This is a genomic window from Bradyrhizobium sp. F1.4.3 (assembly GCF_040548375.1).
Lineage (GTDB): Bacteria > Pseudomonadota > Alphaproteobacteria > Rhizobiales > Xanthobacteraceae > Bradyrhizobium.
Genome location: NZ_JBEPRN010000017.1, coordinates 78,933 through 98,649 on the forward strand (window position 1 = coordinate 78,933; position 19,717 = coordinate 98,649).

13 protein-coding genes are annotated in these 19,717 nt (G+C 66.1%); 9 read left to right on the top strand and 4 right to left on the bottom strand.

What is annotated here, in order from left to right:
• Positions 1 to 170 precede the first annotated feature (170 nt).
• From thiD to ABIB73_RS30810, 4 genes are all read left to right on the top strand, one after another.
• Positions 171 to 971, top strand: coding sequence for a bifunctional hydroxymethylpyrimidine kinase/phosphomethylpyrimidine kinase (gene thiD, locus ABIB73_RS30795; RefSeq protein ID WP_354230228.1), 801 nt, complete (start codon positions 171 to 173; stop codon positions 969 to 971).
• Positions 972 to 1,187: 216 nt separating this feature from the next.
• Positions 1,188 to 2,000, top strand: coding sequence for a UDP-2,3-diacylglucosamine diphosphatase (locus tag ABIB73_RS30800; RefSeq protein WP_354230230.1), 813 nt, complete (start codon positions 1,188 to 1,190; stop codon positions 1,998 to 2,000).
• On the top strand, positions 2,000 to 3,043 hold the full coding sequence (locus ABIB73_RS30805; RefSeq protein WP_354230232.1) for a glycosyltransferase family 4 protein: 1,044 nt from the start codon (positions 2,000 to 2,002) through the stop codon (positions 3,041 to 3,043). Before ABIB73_RS30800 ends, ABIB73_RS30805 begins: the two co-directional genes overlap by 1 nt.
• 166 nt (positions 3,044 to 3,209) lie before the next feature.
• A complete protein-coding gene (locus ABIB73_RS30810; RefSeq protein ID WP_354230234.1) occupies positions 3,210 to 4,193 on the top strand; it encodes a threonine/serine dehydratase family protein in 984 nt (327 codons plus the stop codon).
• A gap of 82 nt (positions 4,194 to 4,275) precedes the next feature.
• Here ABIB73_RS30810 and ABIB73_RS30815 read toward each other — a convergent pair whose 3' ends face one another.
• Complete coding sequence (locus tag ABIB73_RS30815) at positions 4,276 to 5,991, bottom strand: caspase family protein (RefSeq protein ID WP_354230236.1); 1,716 nt, start codon at positions 5,989 to 5,991, stop codon at positions 4,276 to 4,278.
• A 291-nt stretch (positions 5,992 to 6,282) separates the two neighbouring features.
• The gene (locus tag ABIB73_RS30820) at positions 6,283 to 7,644 is read right to left on the bottom strand and encodes a hypothetical protein (protein WP_354230237.1); all 1,362 of its coding nucleotides are present in this window, start codon (positions 7,642 to 7,644) and stop codon (positions 6,283 to 6,285) included.
• A gap of 75 nt (positions 7,645 to 7,719) precedes the next feature.
• Here ABIB73_RS30820 and ABIB73_RS30825 point away from each other — a divergent pair, with 75 nt between their 5' ends.
• Positions 7,720 to 8,916, top strand: a complete 1,197-nt coding sequence (locus tag ABIB73_RS30825) for an MFS transporter (protein ID WP_354230239.1) — start codon at positions 7,720 to 7,722, stop codon at positions 8,914 to 8,916.
• On the opposite strand, the gene dgcA is transcribed toward ABIB73_RS30825, so the two are convergent.
• Positions 8,886 to 9,881: an N-acetyl-D-Glu racemase DgcA gene (gene dgcA, locus ABIB73_RS30830; protein ID WP_354230241.1), complete on the bottom strand. Its 996-nt coding sequence runs from the start codon at positions 9,879 to 9,881 to the stop codon at positions 8,886 to 8,888. The two genes, ABIB73_RS30825 and dgcA, sit on opposite strands and share 31 nt — an antisense overlap.
• A 143-nt stretch (positions 9,882 to 10,024) precedes the next feature.
• Between dgcA and ABIB73_RS30835 the strand changes: the two genes are divergently transcribed.
• From ABIB73_RS30835 to ABIB73_RS30845, 3 genes are read left to right on the top strand one after another with little or no spacing between them, the layout of a single operon-like run.
• Positions 10,025 to 11,158, top strand: coding sequence for an MlaE family ABC transporter permease (locus ABIB73_RS30835; protein WP_354230243.1), 1,134 nt, complete (start codon positions 10,025 to 10,027; stop codon positions 11,156 to 11,158).
• 2 nt (positions 11,159 to 11,160) lie between these two features.
• Positions 11,161 to 11,943, top strand: a complete 783-nt coding sequence (locus tag ABIB73_RS30840) for an ABC transporter ATP-binding protein (RefSeq protein WP_354230245.1) — start codon at positions 11,161 to 11,163, stop codon at positions 11,941 to 11,943.
• A 16-nt stretch (positions 11,944 to 11,959) separates the two neighbouring features.
• Positions 11,960 to 12,841 carry an MlaD family protein gene (locus ABIB73_RS30845; RefSeq protein ID WP_354230247.1) on the top strand — a complete coding sequence of 294 codons (882 nt, stop codon included), beginning with the start codon at positions 11,960 to 11,962 and terminating at the stop codon, positions 12,839 to 12,841.
• Between the two features lie 303 nt (positions 12,842 to 13,144).
• On the opposite strand, the gene ABIB73_RS30850 is transcribed toward ABIB73_RS30845, so the two are convergent.
• The gene (locus tag ABIB73_RS30850) at positions 13,145 to 18,784 is read right to left on the bottom strand and encodes an apolipoprotein A-IV repeat region-like domain-containing protein (protein ID WP_354230249.1); all 5,640 of its coding nucleotides are present in this window, start codon (positions 18,782 to 18,784) and stop codon (positions 13,145 to 13,147) included.
• 427 nt (positions 18,785 to 19,211) lie between these two features.
• On the opposite strand from ABIB73_RS30850, the gene ABIB73_RS30855 reads away from it, so the two are divergent.
• Positions 19,212 to 19,556, top strand: a complete 345-nt coding sequence (locus tag ABIB73_RS30855; RefSeq protein WP_354230317.1) for an Hpt domain-containing protein — start codon at positions 19,212 to 19,214, stop codon at positions 19,554 to 19,556.
• Positions 19,557 to 19,717 lie beyond the last annotated feature (161 nt).

The window sequence follows — 19,717 nt, forward strand, 5'->3', positions numbered from 1 at the left end:
CCAAGGCGGTATCAAGGCTAAATTTTGCAGCCTGTGCACGATTGCGGGTCGATAGAGCCGCGTCGGCGCCCGTTCGCGGTGCCGCAAATCGCGGCTGCGGCTTGCTGGCGCGCCACCGTCGCGCTAGGACAGGCCATGGCGGTGTCCTTCTCAAGCGAATGTATCCCGCGATGACGACGCCCGTGGCGCTCACCATCGCCGGCTCCGATTCGAGCGGCGGCGCCGGCATTCAGGCGGACCTCAAGACCTTTGCCGCGCTCGGTGTCTACGGCGCCTCCGCCATCACGGCGCTGACGGCGCAGAACACCAGGGGCGTCACCGGCATTCACGCCGTGCCCGCCGAGTTCGTCACCGCGCAGATCGACGCCGTGTTCTCCGATCTCGATGTCGGCGCGGTGAAGATCGGCATGGTGGCGCAGACCGCGAGCATCGACGCGATCGCCGCCGCACTGTCGCGCTGGGCGCCCCGGCATGTGGTGCTCGATCCCGTGATGGTCGCAACCTCCGGCGACCGCCTGCTGGCGTCGGAAGCCGTCCAGGCCCTGCGCACAAAACTCATGCCGCTCGCCTCGGTGATCACACCGAATCTGCCGGAGGCCGCCGCTCTGCTCGATGAGCCGGTCGCTCTGCGCGAGGCCGATATCGAAAGCCAGGGGCGTCGCCTGCTCGCGCTCGGCTGCCGCGCAGTGCTGATCAAGGGCGGCCACGGCGAGGGCGCCGAGAGCATCGACTATCTCGTCGATGCCGAAAACACCATCGCACTCGCCGCGCCGCGCGTCGCCACCAAGAACACCCATGGCACCGGCTGCTCGCTGTCGTCGGCGGTCGCGGCGGGTCTCGCCAAGGGCGAGGATCTCGAACGCGCGGTGCGCAACGCCAAGGCCTGGATCAGTGCGGCGATTGAAGCTGCCGACCGCTTCAGCGTCGGCCACGGCCACGGGCCGATCCATCATTTCCACAAGTTCTACTGACGCCGGCTTCGCGCGGCGCGCCGGCCACCGCTGTTAACCAATATGGCCGTGGTGTCCGGGTTTTTGCGGGGAACCATTGCTCAACCATGTCGCCTGATTGTCGCATGCGACTGATATTCGCGGGGAGGGCGAGGCGAGGTTTGATTCGTATCTGAGGGTGCCTCAAAGGTTCAATCGGTCATCCCCCTGTCACGGGATATTGTTACAGGCTGTCGCATGGGAAGTTACGATGTGAGTGACGAGAGCCCTGAGCGGCGCTTTCGCACCTTGTTCATCTCGGACGTTCATCTCGGAGCCCGCGGCTCGCAAGCCGACCTTCTGCTGGACTTCCTGCGCTACCACGATGCCGATACCATCTATCTCGTCGGCGACATCGTCGATGGCTGGGCGCTGAAATCGAGCTGGCACTGGCCGCAATCGCATAACGACCTGGTCCAGAAGCTTTTGCGCAAGGCGCGCAAGGGCGCCAAGGTCATCTACATCCCCGGCAATCACGACGAGTTCCTGCGCAACTATTACGGCACGCATTTCGGCGGCATCGACGTCGTCGAGAACACCGTCCACACCGGCGTGGACGGCAAGCGCTTTCTCGTCATCCACGGCGACATCTTCGACCTCGTGGTGCAGAACGCGCGCTGGCTCGCCCATCTCGGCGACAAGGCCTACGATTTCGCGATCCAGATGAATCGCTTCGTCAACTTCTTCCGGCGCATGTTCGGCGTGCCCTATTGGTCGCTGTCGCAATGGGCCAAGCAGAAGGTCAAGAACGCCGTCAACTATATCGGCGCGTTCGAGCAGGCGCTCGCCGCCGAGGCGCGCCGCCACGACGCCGACGGCGTGATCTGCGGCCACATCCACTATGCCGTCATCCGCGACGAGGGCGGCATCCGCTACATGAACTGCGGCGACTGGGTGGAGAGCTGCACCGCGCTGGTCGAGCACGACGACGGCCATTTCGAGATCATCACCTGGGCCGATCCGGCGCGGAAGCCGGCGGAAGTTCCGCAGGTGGCAGCAAGGGCGGCTTGATGCGCATCCTGGTCGCGACCGACGCCTGGCACCCGCAAGTCAACGGTGTGGTTCGGACGCTGACCAAGCTTGCCGATGCCGCCGAGGGGCTTGACGTCGCGTTCACGTTCCTGACGCCGCAATCGTTCCGCACCTTCGCGATGCCGAGCTATCGTGACGTGCGGCTCGCGATGCCGCGCCCGGCCCGGATCGCCAGGCTGATCGAAGAGGCGCGCCCGGACAGCATCCATATTGCGACGGAGGGGCCGATCGGCCTGATGGTCCGCCGCTACTGCCGCCAGCGCAAGCTGCCGTTCACCACCAGCTTCCACACCCGCTTCCCCGAATACGTCCGCGCCAGGGTGCCGGTTCCGGAATCCCTGATCTGGCGGGCGCTGCGGCGCTTCCACAGCACCAGCCGGGCCGTGATGGCGGCGACGCCGGCGCTCGCCCGCGAACTGACCGAGCGCGGCTTTGCCAATGTCGTGCTGTGGCCGCGCGGCGTCGACACAAAACTTTTCCACCCTCGCGCCATCGATCTCTGCTTCCCGGCACCGGTGTTCCTCTCCGTCGGCCGGGTCTCGGTCGAGAAGAATCTCGAAGCCTTCCTCGACCTCGATTTGCCCGGCACCAAGGTGATCGTCGGTGACGGCCCGGCGCGTGCCGCGCTCGAAGAGGCCTATCCGGACGCGATCTTCCTGGGGGAAAAGCACGGCGAGGAACTGGCGGACATCTATGCTGCGGCCGATGTCTTTGTGTTTCCCAGCAAGACCGACACGTTTGGTCTGGTGCTCTTGGAGGCGCTCGCAAGTGGCCTGCCGGTCGCGGCCTTCCCGGTGAAGGGGCCCCGCGACGTCATCGGCGATGCGCCGGTCGGCGCGCTGGATCATGATTTGCGTAACGCCTGCTTCGCCGCGCTCGACATTTCCAGGCAGGCCTGCGTCGAATTTGCCTCCAATTACACCTGGGAGGCCTCGGCCCGGGCTTTTGTGGACAGCATTTTGGCGGTCGGCGCGGTGCTGCCCGGCCGAACCGGCTCGGAACAGCCGCGCTTCGTCGCCTGACGGGGCTAGAGCCCTTTCCGTTCCGATGGATCGGAACGGGGCTCTAGCTTCTTGTTTTGACGCGTTTTCTTTACGCGAACCGGTATCCACTTCGCTCGAAAACGCTTTCGAAATCCTCGCGCGGAGGTGTCTTCCCAGCCGTCATTGGCCGAGATACAAATTGCTGATGACAGAACAGCCCCTTCCGGTCAGCTCTGCTGACATCGATGCCGCAGCGCGCGTGATTGCGCCTTTTGCAATTCGCACTCCGCTGTTGTCCTTTCCCGTGCTCAACGAGCGCGTCGGCGCAAAGGTCTTTTTGAAGCCGGAGATGCTCCAGCGCACCGGCTCCTTCAAGTTCCGCGGCGCCTTCAACAAGGTCGCCTCGATCCCGCAGGACAAGCGCGCCGGCGGTGTGGTCGCATTCTCCTCCGGCAACCATGCCCAGGGTGTGGCGGCGGCGGCCAAGATCCTCGACATGCACGCGACTATCGTGATGCCTGCGGATGCGCCGCTGTCCAAGCGCGAGCGCACCAAATCCTATGGCGCCGAGGTCGTGCTGTATGATCGCGACCGCGACGACCGCGAGGCGATCTCGCGCGGCATCGCCGAGAAGCGCGGCGCGACGCTGGTCAGGCCCTATGACGATCCGTTCGTGATCGCAGGACAGGGCACTGCCGGCCGCGAAATTGCGGAGGACATGGCAACGCTTGGCCTTAGTCCCGACATCGTGGTGGCGCCGGCCTCCGGCGGCGGCCTGATCGCGGGCGTCGCGACCGCCGTGAAGGCACGCTATCCGCTGGCCGAAATCGTGGTGGCCGAGCCGGAGGCGTTCGACGATCACGGCCTGTCGCTGACCGCAGGCCATCGCGAGCCGCATGCGCCTGCGGGCCGCACCATCTGCGATGCGCTGATGGCGTTGATCCCCGGCGAGATGACGTTTGCGATCAACAGCAAGCTGCTGGCACGCGGCGTGACCGCGTCGGACAAGGAAGTCGGCGCGGCCGTTGCGTTCGCCTATCGCGAGCTAAAGCTCGTGGTCGAACCCGGCGGCGCCGTCGGCCTCGCCGCGCTGCTGGCCGGCCGTCTCGATGTCGCCGGCAAGAACGTGGTCATCGTGCTCTCCGGCGGCAATGTCGACGCCGATTTGTTCTCGGAACTGGTGGCCTGATTTTTCGGCCTGATCATCTCGCATGATGAAGGGGCAGAGCGTCGCCGCTCTGCCCCTTTGTCGTGTGCGCGATTGGCCGCGATCAGTGCATGAAGCTGCCGCGATGGTTGTTGCCGGCGTTCATCGAAGGCGACTGGTTCATCGACTGCCGGACATTGTTGCCGCCGCCATTGGGCATCGCATTCAACTGCGGGCGGTTGTTCTGCTGATTGTTTTGGACTTGCACCTTGTTCACCGGGTTGTTGTTGAGCTTCACATCGTTGTTGACGCGGATCGGATTGTTCTGCGTCTGGACGTTGGTGGACTTCACGTCGACATTCGAGCCACCCTTACCGACGGCCGTGACCGGCATGCTCACGATCTTGCCCGGGTTGCCGCTGGCATTGCCGGCATTTTGCGGGGTGTTGGTTACCGGCAACGTCACGATCTTGCCAACAGTGCCGTTGTTCGTCGTGGTGTTGGTCGGCGCGGGCAGGGTGACGATCTTGCCGATGACGTTGCCGTCGACCGGTTTCTGCACGGCCGGCGGGTTGCCGCTCATCTGCGAACCGCCGCCAGCCTGCTGGATCAGCGGCAGGTATTTGGGCTGGCCGAGATTGCCGATCTTCAAGGTCGGGGCAATGTTCTGCGGGGCCAAAAACCTGGTCGCCTGCATCAAGGGGATCAGCTTTGGTTGCGCTGCGAGCTTCAGCGCGGACAGGGCATAGGGGCTGTTGCGGTAGCTATCGTAGAAGGTCTGGTAGCCGATCGGCGAGTTCGCGAGCACCGTCTTGTGCCAGGCCTGCGAGATCAGGAGGTTCGACAGCAGCCAGCGGATGTGATCGCACAGCAGGTCGTGCGGATACATCGCGATGAACTCCTGATAGTACTCGGGCCGGCCTTCCGACAGCACGTAGTCATAGGCCTGACGGGTCGAGCGGCTCGGCAGGTTGGACGCCATCTGCACCACCGGCGCATTCACCGGCGCGCGGTTGGCGGCAATTGCGGTGTCGCCGAAGAAGGTGAAGTCAGACGTCAGCGACGAGCTCTCCCACGGAATCTGCGCACCGCTGGTGGTCTGGTTCACCTCGAGACGCACGCGCTTGAACAGCTGTTCGATCGGCACGTTGGGTTCGCGCGCGACGTTGAGGAAGGCCTGCGTATAGGGGCTGTGGCCGCCGGCACCATCGAGCGCTTCGGCACCCGGCGCGGTCGAATAGCCGACGATCGAGCCGTTCGGCGCATCGACGATTGCGAGGCCGCGGCTGGCGTCGCTGACGTTCGGGAACGGATTGTTGCGGCAGGCATCGAGGATGACGATGCGCATCCGGCTCGGGATCGTCTCCAGCGTCGACATCACGTCGACGAGACGCACCGAGTTGTTGACGAGCTCGGTCTGGCTCGACACCTTCGCGTCGACGGGAACGAGATAGTTCTCGCCGGCGAGCTGCACGCCGTGACCGGCGTAATAGACCATCGCCACCGTGTTGGGGCCGCGCGAAGCGACCTTGGCCGAGAAATCCTGCACCACGCGGAGCATGTCGTTCTGGGTCAGGTCGGTCGCCGAGATCACCTCGAAGCCGGCCGAATTCAGGAACTGCGCCATCGACTGCGCGTCGTTGTCGGGGTTCGCGAGCTGCGGCGCGTTCTGGTAGTTCGAATTGCCGATCACCAGCGCCACCCGCTGTTCGGGGCCTTGCAGCGCAACCGGGGCTGCCGGCTCGACAGGGGTGACTTGCGCGGAAACGGAGCCGCAGGCGAAGCCGAACAGGCTTCCCAGCAGACCCGCAGTCATCAGGGCGGATTTCAAGCGGAACATGGCGTGCTCCTTTGGCACTCATCTCGATGCGAGATTGGTTGCGGGGAGACTAGGTCGCGTTCGAGACCTGGGTCCGTGATTCCGATCACCGTGGTACCCTACGTGATCTGAATCACGCTGGAACCTGCCATCATGAGCATAGGGCATTGCAGGAGGGCGAGCAGCCTGCAGCCTCACGCTCCGTCATTGCGAGCGAAGCGGCGAAGCGAAGCAATCCAGAATCTTTCCGCGGCGGCAGTCTGGATCGCTTCGCTTCGCTCGCAATGACGAGGTGGAGAGAGTTTTAGCGTACTACGAGAAGAACGCGATCTTCTCGGCTTGCGTCATGCGGCGGATCGGCGCCAACGCATCATTCGCGGCGGCGCGGGGCCGTTGCAGCATGCCGCTGGCCAGAATGGTTGCGCCGAGCGAGGCTTCGGGCAGGGGCGAGGGCATCGGAAGTGTCGCGGTCGGCGCCGCGCCGAACGTTGCCGCCATGGCCGGGGCCGGTCGTTCCATCACCTCGGCGGCGGCTTCCGCTATGGCGTCGGTGAGGCGCGCGAGCGATTCCATCGCAATCGGCGCCTCAGCCACTGGCTCCTCTGCGCGCGGTGCGATGGCCGGCTCCGCTGCGACCGGCTCGGGAGCCTCGGCGGCAACTTGCGGCGCTAACTCCGCGGCTGCGGCCATCTCCATGGGCTCGACGATCTCGTCGAACTCCGGATCTGGCGCGGCCATCTCCATCGCGATCCGCGCGAGCACGGCGTCATCTTCGGCCTCGGCGGCGGCATCGAGCGAGAACTCGTCCGCGGTCTCTGCGACGGCGGCAGGCTCGGCGAGGCTCTCCTCAACGGCAGCGAAGCTCTCTTCGGCCGCGGCGCGACTTTCGGCAATCTCCGGCTCGATGGTGACGGCCATCGCTTCCTCGGCAACGGACATCGCGTCAGCAATGCCGATCGCTTCAACGGTCGCCTCGGGCTCGGGAGCAGCTGCGATCTCCTGCGGCGCCTCCGTAAAAGCCGCGGGTGCTTCGCTCGCCATCGCGGCCGTCTCGGCAGCCGGAGCTTCCGCCGACGCCGGCGCGTCCTGCACCGTAGCCGGCGAGGGAGGAGCCGACGCCTGCGGCGCGGCGGCGCCGTCTGCATCGGTCTGCTCGATCCGATCCTTCAAGAGATCGAAGGCAACCTTGAGATCGGCGCGCGGGTCGATGATCGACACCTGGGCGCAGGCGGCCTCGATGGAGGCGAGCTGCGAATCAATCAGGTCGCAGATGCGCCCGTCGGCACCGATCTCGCGCCAGCGCCAGGAGATCTCCTTGATGATGCGCACCCCGCGCGGGATCGGCGCGAGGCTGGCCTCGATCGCAGCAGTATCGAAGGCTGCGATCGCGATCGTCTCGGCTTCGCGGATCGCGCGGCGGATCTCGACCAGCGCTTCGGGCAGGCGGTCCTCGACGACGGGTTGTCGTTGTGCCGCAAGGGTTTCTTCGATTTTTGCGACCGCATCGAGCACCATGCTGGTGTCGGCGTTGCGGTTGCGCTTGGCATATTCGCCGAGGAACCAGCGGCCGCGCGCAGTCTCCATGAAGGCTTCGCGGATCGCGTCGTAATCCTGCTCGTTCGGCTCGGCCGCGCGGGCAGACATAGGCGAAAGGGCGAATGCTTCGTTGGCCATGTCAATCTCGTCGCGCAAATCACTGCGCGTTACAGTAACGATCACCACGATATCGACCGAATCGCAATTGGTTTGATGCCACCCGAATCACAAATCCCCACCACAGCCTCCGAGAAGCGGCGATTCGCCGTGCGTCTGGCGCTGTTCTATTCGGCCGTGTTCGCGGTGTCGGGCACCCATCTACCGTTCTTCCCGGTCTGGCTGAAGGCGGTCGGCGTCGATGCGGCATGGATCGGCATCATCAACGCGCTGCCGGGGATCACGCGCTTCACCACGCTGCCTTACGCAACCGCCTTTGCCGAAAAGCGTCATGCGATTCGCGCCGGCATGATGGTCTCGGTGTTCGCGACCGCGGTAGGCTTTGCGTTGGTCGGCTTGCAGCACCAGCCGCTGGCGCTGCTCGTGATCTACGCGCTGACCTGCATCATGTGGACGCCGGTGGTCCCGCTGACGGATGCGTACGCGTTACGCGGCGTCGTTCGCTACGGCTTCGACTACGGGCCGGTGCGGCTGTGGGGCTCGGCAGCTTTCGCCGTCGGCTCACTCGCTTGCGGCTATCTCGTGGATAGCATCGCCACGCGCGAGCTGATCTGGGTCATCGTCGCATGGGCTGGCGTTGCGGCGATCGCCGGCCTGTTGCTCCAGCCGCTCGACGTTGTCAGGCGAAAGACCGCGGAAACGCATGCCGGCAAGGCCCTGCTGCACGATGCCGGCTTCTGGTTGGTCATCGTTTCGGCCGCGCTGATCCAGGGCAGTCATGCCGCCTACTACTCGTTCTCGGCGATCAGCTGGCAGGTCCACGGTCTCGGTGGGCTCACGATCGCGGGGCTGTGGACGCTGGGTGTGATCGCCGAGATCATCGTCTTCGCGCTGTCGCCGCGCTTCTCGCTGCATCCGTCGTCATTGATGGCGATCGGCGGCGCGAGTGCCGTCGTGCGCTGGATCGTCACCGCCTACGATCCGCCGCTTGCGCTGCTTGCGATCGTGCAGCTGGGGCACGGCCTCACCTTCGGCCTCACAATCCTCGGCACGATGACCCTGCTGGTGCAGCGCGTGCCCTCGCATCAGATCGCGCGCGGGCAGGGCTACTATGCGGCGTGCAGCGGGCTGTTGGGCGCGACGACCTCGATCGCGTCAGGCGCGATCTACGCGCACATCGGCGAGGGCGTGTACTACGCTATGGCCGCGATGGCCGGCGCCGGCGCGCTCCTGATCTGGTCGGCGCGGCACCGGCTGAAAACTCATCCCCAGAGCGAAGAGTCCGGCGGATAGACCAGGCTGTCGTCGTAGCGAAGCCCGTGATCGCGGTCGCGCGCCAGCAACAGGGGGCCGTCGAGATCGACGAAGCGGGCCTGCGGCGTCACCAGCATCGCCGGTGCCATCGACAGCGAGGTCGCGACCATGCAGCCGATCATGATCTCGAAGCCGAGCGCCTGCGCTGCGTCGGCCATCGCCAGCGCCTCGGTGAGGCCGCCGGTCTTGTCGAGCTTGATGTTCACGGCGTCGTAGCGCTCGCGCAAGGGTGCGAGCGAGTTGCGGTCATGCACGCTCTCGTCGGCGCAGACCGCAAGCGGCCGCTTGATCCGCGCCAGCGCCTCGTCCTTCCCGGCCGGGAGCGGCTGCTCCACCAGGGTGACGCCGACGGCGTCGCAGGCCGCGAGATTGTGCTCCAGGTTGGCCTCGGTCCAGGCCTCGTTGGCATCGACGATCAGCTCGGATTCGGGGGCGGCCCTGCGCACCGCTGCGATCCGCTCCGCATCGCCCGCGCCGCCTAGCTTGATCTTGAGCAGCGGCCGGTGCGCCGCTTTGGCGGTCGCTGTCGCCATGGCCTCCGGGGTGCCCAGCGAGATGGTGTAGGCCGTGGTGCGCTCGCCCGGCACCGGCCGGTCGAGCAGGTTCCAGGCCCGCAGGCCTGCGGCCTTGGCCTCCAGGTCGATCAGGGCGCAATCCAGCGCATTACGGGCCGCGCCAGGCGGCATGGCACCTTGCAGGCCCTGCCGGGTGAGGCCGTTTGCTACGGCCGCCTGCATCGCCTGGATGGCCGCAAGGGTCGCCTCGGGCGTCTCGCCGTAGCGGGGATAGGGCACGCATTCGCCGCGGCCGGTCAGGCCGTTCCGGCTCAGTTCAGCCACGACGGTCACGGCCTCGGTCTTGGCGCCCCGGCTGATGGTGAAACTGCCGTCGATGGGAAAGCGCTCGATTCGCGCCGAAAGCGCCGGAACTTTGCTGGAAGTCATTTTGAACTCTGGCGAAATCTGAACCTGCTAGTTACCTGTTGCAACTAACTATGGCCAGTTGGGGATACCTTCTCTAGGTAAGGGCGCGTGCGCAACCATCTGATTTCATCCGTTTCTTGCGCCCCGGCACGGGAGCGGACATCTTGAGTGGCGATCCGAAGCTGGAACGGATTGCCAAAGGCAACGCGCTGGCCCTCTGCGCCACCGGCACCTGGACCGCGAGCTTCGCGCCGGTCCTGGAGCGGATGGTCGCCGACGCGGAGAAGCTTGCCGGTAGCCCGCAAAGCATCTTCATCGACGTCTCCGAGGTCGCCAAGCTCGACACCTTCGGCGCGTGGCTGATCGAGCGGCTGCGCCGCAGCCTGACGCAAGGGCCTGTCGAAGCGCAGATCGCAGGCCTCTCCGCCAATTATTCGAGCCTCGTCGACGAGGTGCGCCGGGTCCGGGCGACGCCCGTGATCGACACCAGTGCGATCACCATCACCGGCATGCTGGAGCAGATCGGCCGCACCGTCGCCGGTGTTGCCGGCACGGTTGCGGGCCTGATCGACATGCTCGGCGCTGTGCTCGCGGCGGTCGCGCGTACGCTGATTCATCCGCGCTCGTTCCGCCTGACCTCGACCGTGCATCATCTCGAGCAGGTCTGCTGGCGCGCGGTGCCGATCGTGGTGCTGATCACCTTCCTGATCGGCTGCATCATCGCCCAACAGGGCATCTTCCATTTCCGCAGGTTCGGCGCCGACATCTTCGTCGTCGACATGCTCGGCGTGCTGGTGCTGCGCGAGATCGGCGTGCTGCTGGTCGCGATCATGGTCGCGGGCCGTTCGGGCAGCGCCTACACCGCCGAGCTCGGCTCGATGAAGATGCGCGAGGAGATCGACGCGCTGCGCACCATGGGTTTCGACCCGATCGAGGTGCTGGTGCTGCCGCGCATGCTCGCCTTGGTGCTGGCGCTGCCGATCCTCGCCTTCCTCGGCGCCATGGCCGCGCTCTATGGCGGCGGGCTGGTCGCCTGGCTCTATGGCGGCGTCGATCCCGAAGCCTTCCTGCTGCGCCTGCGCGATGCCATCTCGATCGACCATTTCATCGTCGGCATGGTGAAGGCGCCGGTGATGGCGGCCGTGATCGGCATCGTCGCCTGCGTCGAGGGACTGGCGGTGCAGGGCAGCGCGGAGTCGCTCGGCCAGCACACCACCGCCTCGGTGGTGAAGGGCATCTTCTTCGTCATCGTCATGGACGGCGTGTTCGCCATCTTCTTCGCATCGATCGGAATGTGATGATGGCGCAAGAAGTTCAAAACGCGATCCAAAATCCCATCATCCGCGTCCGCGACATCACCGTGCAGTTCGGCGCGACCCGCGTGCTCGACGGCCTCGACCTTGACGTCAAGCGCGGCGAGATTCTTGGCTTCGTCGGCCCTTCCGGTGCGGGCAAGTCGGTGCTGACGCGCACCATCATCGGTCTGGTGCCGAAGGTCGCCGGCCATATCGAGGTGTTCGGCGTCGATCTCGATGCCTCCAATACATCGCAGCGCCGCAACGTCGAGCGGCGCTGGGGCGTGCTGTTCCAGCAGGGCGCGCTGTTCTCCTCGCTGACGGTGCGGCAGAACATCCAGTTTCCGATGCGCGAATATCTCAGGGTGTCGCAGCGGCTGATGGACGAGATCACCATCGCCAAGCTCACCATGGTCGGCCTCAAACCCGAAGTGGCCGAGCGCTTTCCGTCAGAACTGTCCGGCGGCATGATCAAGCGCGTGGCGCTCGCACGCGCGCTGTCGCTCGATCCGGATCTCGTCTTCCTCGACGAGCCCACCTCCGGCCTCGATCCGATCGGCGCCGGCGACTTCGACGAGCTGGTCAGGACGCTCCAGCGTACTTTGGGCCTGACCGTTTTCATGGTAACCCACGACCTCGACAGCCTTTACACAGCTTGCGACCGCATCGCCGTTTTAGGGAACGGTAAGATCATTGCGGCAGGGTCGATGGCCGACATGCAGGCCTCGCAGCATCCCTGGCTGAGGCAATATTTCCATGGCAAGCGCGCTCGCGCGGTGATGGGCTGAGGTGCCGGAGTAGCTGATGGAAACGCGGGCGAATTACGTACTGATCGGATCCTTCACGCTGGCCGTGATCGCCGCGGCGATCGGCTTCGTGCTGTGGTTCCAGTCGCTGCACACCACCAAGCAGCGCAGCCCCTTGCGCGTCGTGTTCGAGGGCCCGGCGGCGGGCTTGCGCAACGGCGGCAGCGTCAATTTCAACGGTATCCGGGTGGGCGAGGTGGTCTCGGTGAAGCTCGACAACCCGCGGCGGGTTGTCGCACTCGTCATGGTCGAGAACAACGCCCCGATCCGCAAGGACACCCTGGTCGGCCTCGAATTCCAGGGTCTGACCGGCGTCGCCGCGATCTCGCTCAAGGGCGGCGAGGAGGCAGCACCTCCGCCCGCGCTCGATGAGGATGGCATCCCGACGCTGATGGCCGATCCGAACAAGCTCCAGGACGTCACCGAGGCGATCCGCGGTACGCTCCAGAACATCAACAAGATCGTCGCCGACAATCAGGAGTCGGTGAAGAACTCGCTGAAGAATCTCGAGACCTTCACCAGCTCGCTCGCCCGCAACTCCGAGAAGATCGACGTCGTGATGGCCAAGGTCGACGGCGTGATGCTCAAGGCCGACAACCTGATGCTCGGCCTCAACACGCTGGCCGGCGGCAAGGACGGCGGCGAACTGTTCCAGGCGGTGAAGTCGATCCGCGAACTGGCCGACGATTTCGACAAGCGCTCCGGCGCCTTGATGACCGACGGCCGCCGCACCCTCGGCGACATCAGCCGCGCCGTGAACAATTTTGACCGCAACCCGACCCGTGTCCTGTTCGGCGCCAGCAACAGCGCGCCACCGGCGGCGGTGCCGCCGGCCGAGGTGCCGAAGCCCGCGCCCGCAAACGAGCGCAAGCGGCAGTAGCGGGCGGCACGTTTCTCACCTTCGTCATTATAACGCCGGTTCTCGTGTCCCGGACGCGCTGCAACGCCCTTAGCGTTGCTGCGCAGAGCCGGGACCCAGAGCACGATACGACGTGGCGCGATGGGCCCCGGCTCTGCAGCGCACCGCCGAAGTGGCGCTGCGCCGCGTCCGGGCACGAGAGCAACCGTGATGCGCAGGCTTTCTCAACACCATTATTGCAATCACGGACCCAAACAAAAAACGGAGGCCGTGAGGCCTCCGTTTTCATTCGCTACTCGCCGCTCGCCATTCGCGAGCTTCGTCTCACCCCAGCCGGCCCGCCGCGTGCGCGAGCAGGGTGTAGACCAGGCCCGTCTCCGACGTGAGGTGGCTGCGCAGTTCCTGCGGGCCGCGGCCGTCGCGCGCGACTTCGTCGAGCAGGCGTTCGAACTCGCCGATATAGCGGTCGACCGTGCCCTTGAAGTTGCGGTCGGCGCGGTACTTGCGGGCGACCTCGTCAAAGGCCTTCTGGCCGGCGGGCGTGTAAAGGCGCTTGGTGAAGGCCTTGTTCTCGCCGCGCTGGTAGCGGTCCCACATCTCGGATGCGAGGTTGCGGTCCATCAACCGGCCGATGTCGAGCGACAGCGATTCCAGCGGATTGCCGCCACCCTGCGGAGCCTGCGGCTGCGGAGCGGGTGCAGACTGGCGGCCGCGCGGGGCCTCACGTCCGGTCGGAGCACCCTGGTTGGCGTCCGTACGGTTCAACAGGTCCGACAGCCAGCCGTCGCGGCCCTGGTCATTGCTGCCAGGTGCAACCGGCGGTGCCTCGGTGCGGCGCGAGGCGGGCACGCCGAGATCCGGCGGCGGCAGGGTCGCGGCGCTGGAGCTCTCGCGGACGCGCGTTTCGGTACTGCGGCCGCCGACGGTTGCCAGCATCGGCTCTTCCTGGCGCTGCACGGTGGCGCGGCCCGTCGTGGTGACGTCGAGGCCGCGGCCATGCTGGGCCACGATGCGGTTGAGCTCGGCGAGCGCCTCGATCTGGTCGACGATCACCTTGCGCATCTGCGCGGTGCTCTCGGCGGCCTCCTGCGGCATCTCGAGCACGCCGCGGCGCAGCTCGTTGCGGGTGGCTTCGAGCTCGTTGTGCATCTCGAACGCCATCTGCTTCATGCTGGAGACGAGGTTGCCGAACTTCTCGGCCGATTGCTTGAACATCGCATCCGCCTCGTCGGTGGTCTGGCGGTAGATGTCGTGCATGGCATCGATGGTCTGCCGATGCTCCTCCTCGGACGCCGACCGCACCGCTTCGAACTGGCGGGTGATCGCGGCCGAGCCGGCGCCGGCGGTTTCCGCCACCACGCGGGCGATGTCGCGGGCACGCTCTTCGGCGGCTGCAAGCGATTCATCGAGCAAGCCGGTGAAGCGCGACAGGCGCTGGTCGAGGTCGGTCGTGCGCAGGTCGATGGTGGTGACGAGCGATTCCAGCGCCTGCTTGCGTTCGGCGAGCGAAGCGGTGGTGTTCTTGTTGCTCTGCTCCACGACCTGGGCGGCATCGACCAGCGCCTTGCCGTGCGCGTCGAACTGGGTCGACAGCTCGCCAAGATCCTGGAGCGCCCGCGTGGTCTTCGTATTGAAGACGTTGAGTTGGTCTTCCAGGTTCTGCGTCGCAGCCCCGTTGCGCGAGGTGACGTCGTTCATCGCCGAGACGAAATCGGCGACGCGCGTCACCAGCGCTCGCTCGAGCGAGTTGAGGTTGTCGTGGGCGCCGGTCAACACCTCCTGGAGGAGGATGTTGCCTTCGCGCAGCCGCTCGAACAGGGCCACCGTATCGGTGCGCAAGATCTTGCTGGTCTCCTGCATCTCGGTGACGGCCGCGATCGAAACCTGGCGCGACTGGTCGATCGCCGCGCGCGAGGCCTGCTCGAGATCCTTGAGCGACTTGCCGACGGCACCGGTCGCCATCTCGCTCGCCGAGTTGATGGTCCGGGCCACTTCGGAGCCGTTGCCCATCATGGTCTGCGAGAACGCGTAGCCGCGGGTTTCGATCGACTTCAGCGCGTCGGAGGTGACGCGGTCGATGTCGAGCGTGAGCTGGCTGGCCTTCGAGCCGATAGCATCGACCAGCGAGCCACGCTTGGCGTCGATCATGTTCGAGAGACGGTCGGCCTGCTGCTGCACATAGGTGACGATCTCGTCGGTCTTGCCGGTCATGGCCTGGCCGAAGCTGCTGCTGGCGGCGAGCACCGAGCGCTCGACGTCGACCGAGCTCGACTTGACCCGCGAGCTCGCCTCGCTGGAGGCGTTGATCAGCGCGTTCTGGGCGTTGAGCGCGCTGGTCTGGATGTCGTTGGTCGCGTTCGCAGTCGCCGTGCTGAGCACGCGCTCGATCTCGGTCGAGATCGTGCGGATCTGGCTGGCGGCGTCGGCCGACGTCGAGGTCAGCGACGTCTGCGCCTCACGCGCGCTGCTGAGGATCGTCGAGGCGGTGTCGGCGCCGACCGAGGTCAGCGTGCGCTCGATGTCCGTGGTCAGCGACTTGATCTGGCTCGCCGCGTCCGTCGATGCGGAGATCAGCGTGCCCTGGGCCTCGCGCACGCCGCTGGTGAGCGCCTCGATGGTGGCGCCGCCGGCGGTCGCCAGCGCGCGCTGCATCTCGGCCGCCAGCGAGCGGACCTGGCCGGTCTGTTCGGCCGAGACCGCGAGCAGGGTGCTCTGCGCGTCGCGGGCGCTGGCCGTGATCGTCTCGGCGGTGGTCTGACCTGCCTGCGAGAGCGAGCGATGCATTTCCGCCGCGAGCGACTTGACCTGGGTTGCTGCATCCGAGGACGCGTTGACCAGCGTGCTCTGGGCTTCGCGGGCCCCGGCCGTGATGGTCTCGGCCGTCGAGGTGCCCGCCATCGAGAGCGAACGCTGCACGTCGGACGACAGCGCCTTGATCTGGTTTGCGGTCTCGGTCGAGGTCGCGATCAGCGTGCTCTGCGCATCGCGGGCGCCGGCGGTGATCGACTCCGCCGTGGTGGAGCCGGCCATCGAGAGCGAGCGCTGCACGTCGGCGGTGAGAGTCTTGACGTGGTTGGCCGCATCCGAGGAGGCGGTGACGAGCGTGGTCTGCACCTCGCGGGCGCCGGCCAGGATCGAGGCTGCGGTGGCCGAGCCCGCCGCCGACAGCGTGCGTTCGACGTCGGCCGACAGAGACTTGATCTGGTTGGAAGCATCGCCCGATGCCGAGACCAGGGTCGACTGCGCCTCGCGGGCGCTGCTCAAAATCGAGTTCGCGGCACCCGTGCCGACCGCGGTCAGCGCGCGCTCGACCTCGGCGGAGGTCATCTTGAGCTGGGCGTTGACGTCGGAGGAGACCGTCATCAGCGACTGCTGGGCAGTGCGCGCGCCGGTCTGGATCGTCTCGCTGGTGTTGACCACGAGGTTGGTGAGCGAGCGCTCGGCGTCCTCGACATGCGAGCGGATGGTGGTCGAGATCATCTCGGCGCGAGACATCATGTCCTCGCTGGCCTGGCGTCCGCTGCTCTCGATGCGGCCGGCGACGGCCTCGACGCGCGAGCCGAGCAGGTCCTCGAACTGCGCCACGCGCACGTCGATGTCGCTGGCGACGGAACCGACCTTGGTCTCGATGGCCTGGTGGATGTCCTGGAAGCGCGCCGTGACCGTGTCGGTCAGGTGCATGCTGCGGCCGTCGATGATCTCGGTGACGCCGGTGATGCGGCGGTCCACCGCCTCGATCGCCTGCGCGGTACCGTCCGTGAGCGTCGACGTCAGCAGGGTGAGGCGGGTGTCGATCGACTGCACGGCCTGCGAAGCGCCGTTCGTCAGCGCACCGGTCAGGTAAGTCAGGCGTGAGTCGATGGATTCGAGCGCCTGCGTCGCGCCGCCGGTGAGCGTCGTCGTGAGATGGGTCAGCCGCGTGTCGATGGTCTGGATCGTCTGCGAGGCGCCGTCGGTCAGCGACGTCGTGAGATGGGTGAGGCGGGAGTCGATCGACTGGATCGCCTGCGTGGCACCGTCGGTCAGCGTCGTCGCGAGCGTGTTGAGACGTCCGTCGATGGTCTCGGTGACGGACTTCGCGCGCGCGTCGAACGATTGTTCGAGTGCGCCGACGCGGCCGCCGAGCTGCTCGTCGAAGGTCTTGATGTGGCCTTCGATCGTGCTGTCGAGGCCAGCGATCTTGCCGTTCAGCGAGGCGTCGAGGTTGGTGACGTGTTCGCCGATCGTGGTCTCGAATTGCACCAGGCGCTGGTCGAGCGCCCCGGTGATCTGGCCGCCGTGCGAGGTGAAGCGGGTGTCGAAATTGTCGACATAGGTCTTCAGTGTCTCGTGGATGTCCTGCGTGCGCTGGCCCATGCGGTCGACGATCTCGCCGCCGAAGGTCTTCACGGTGCGGTCGAACTCGGAGATGTGGCGCGTGATCAGCGCACCCAGCGTGCCGGAGTCGCGGGCGAACTTCTCGACCAGCTCGGAGCCCTGGTTCTTCACCAGCTCGTCGAACGCGCTCATCTGGAGCGACAGCGAGTCGTGCGCGGTCTCGGTCTGGCTCACAACCTTGGCGACCAGCGTGTTGACGGTGGCGTCGAGCGCCTCGCTCGCCTTGTCGCCGGAGGTCATGATCTGGCCGGCGAGGCGGTTGCCGGCGTCGTCGATCTTGGCGGAGAGATCGTTGGAGCGCAGCTCGAGCTCGAGCAGCAGCGAGTCCGACGAATTCTTCAGGCTATCGTGCACCTGTTCGGTGCGCTCCGAGATGCCGTCGACGATCGCGGCGGAACGCTGCTCGAACTCGCCGGTGATGCGGTCGATGCGCTCGTTCAGCATCTCGTGGACGCGGTCGGCGAGGTCGACGAACTCGTCGTGGACGTGGCCGGTCTTGAAGTTGAGGCTGGTGGTCAGCCGCTCGCTGGCGTCGAGCACCGCGCGCGTGGTCTCGGCGCTCGCCTCCTCGAGGCGGTCGAGCAGGTCGCCGCCGCGCTCGCCGAGCGCCAGGATCATGTTGTCGCCGGCGTTGCTCAGTGCGCCGGTGATGTGGGCGCCGCGCTCTTCCAGCGCGCCGGTGATGGACTTGGCGACCTCGTCGACGCGTGAGGCGATCGCGTCCGAGATCAGCGCGATGTCGTGGCGCAGATCAATCTGCACGCCGGAGATGGCGCTGCGGACCTGCTCGGCCTGGCCGACCAGATTGTCGCGCTGGTGCGCGATGTCCTGGAGCAGGGCGCGGATGCGCACCTCGTTGTCGGAATAGGCGCGTTCGAGTGCCGCAACCTCGTTGGCGACCAGCGTCTCCAGTTCGCCGGCGCGCGCGATCGCGCGCTCGATGCCGTCGCCCATCGCCGCCACTTCGCGGCGGATGGCCTGACCGACGGTGACCATGGAATCGGAAGCGGAGCCTTCCGGCTCGGAGAAGCGGATCGCCACCTGCGCCATCGCCTGAGCGACCGAGCTCATTTGCTGGCCGCGCCAGACGAGGCTCGCCAGGAAGTAGAACAGCATGATCGGCGCGAAGAACATCGTGACCAGGCCGGCAATCGCCAGCATGCCGCCGCTCTGGCCCATGGCGGCCTGGATCGAGGGCAGGAAGCCGACCGTCAGCGCGGCGCAGGCGGCGAGCCAGATCACGGTAAAGATCGTTGCGCCCGTGTAGATGCTGCGGGCAGGGCGTCCCGTCTGCAACGACTGGAGCAGCTGGCCGATGGTCTCGCGGTCGTCATTGGCGGCGCGGCGCGAAGAGCGCGGTTCCTCGATCGGATCGAACACGTTGCGCTCGTTCGCGGCAGGGCGCGGGTCGAAGGCCGGCTCGTCGAACACGGGCGGCATCGGCGGCGCCACCGAGGGCGCCGTTTCGTTCCGCGCCGACGCGTTGCGGCTGGTATCCGCAGCTGTGTCGCTGATGTTCAGGGCTTCCTGGATCGCAGAAAGCGCATCTTCTGTCGGGTCTTTGACCTTTTTCGGAGTGTTCGCCATGTTCAGTCCGAGCCCTCGTTACTTGTACGCGTCCCCCCGCGAGCCCCGCGCGCTACGCAAGCCCACAGACCGGATCATGCCGCTTGCGCGGATCTCCGAGCCGTCCCCACCCGGACGGCTTGTCCGCTAATTTCCGCAACATCCTATTGGCAGAGCGTCGCGAATGAAATGCCTGCGATTAAGACATTCTTAATCATCGTTAACAGGATCGCCCCGTAACGCCTTAGCCCTAAATGAAATTCTCCACGGAACTTGGCGGATTGCGGCAACTTTTCGTCAATAAATCGGCAGAATTGCGTAGAGCAGCCCGAACACTTCGTTAACCATTCTTGTGCTTGGGTGAGGCGAAAGCTCACCGCCGGACCGGCGGAACGTCCGCGATGCCGGGGCCTGCGCCATGATGCCTGAACTGCAACGGATGGACTGGATGCCGTCGCCCCCGATTGCGCCCATCGACAGCCCCCTCGATCTCGACCACCTGTCGCGCATGACGCTCGGCGATGCCGAACTGGAACAGGAAGTCCTCGCGATGTTCGCCGAGCAGGCGGTCCGCCTGCTCGCGACGATGGCGGCGCTGCCGGCCGAGGCTGGCGCGCTCGCGCATAAGCTCAAGGGCTCGGCGCGCGGAATCGGCGCGTTTGCGGTGGCGGATGCCGCCGCAAGCCTTGAGACCGCACTCCGGACCGGCCACAATCGGCCGCATGCCCTCGCGGCTCTCAAAGAGGCTGTCGCCGAGGTCCGCGCCGCCATCGCGGTGATCCTGAAGCACTGAGGCGACGCCCCACTCGCTGCGGGTGGCTCCAGTCTTTTGTTTTGACGGGTTTTCTTCACGCGAACCGGGATCCACTTCGCTCGAAAACGCTATGGCGCGGGCCGGATCGACCCGTTATAGGACAGCCCGGACCCTCCTTTTTCCCAAGATCGCGGCAGCAC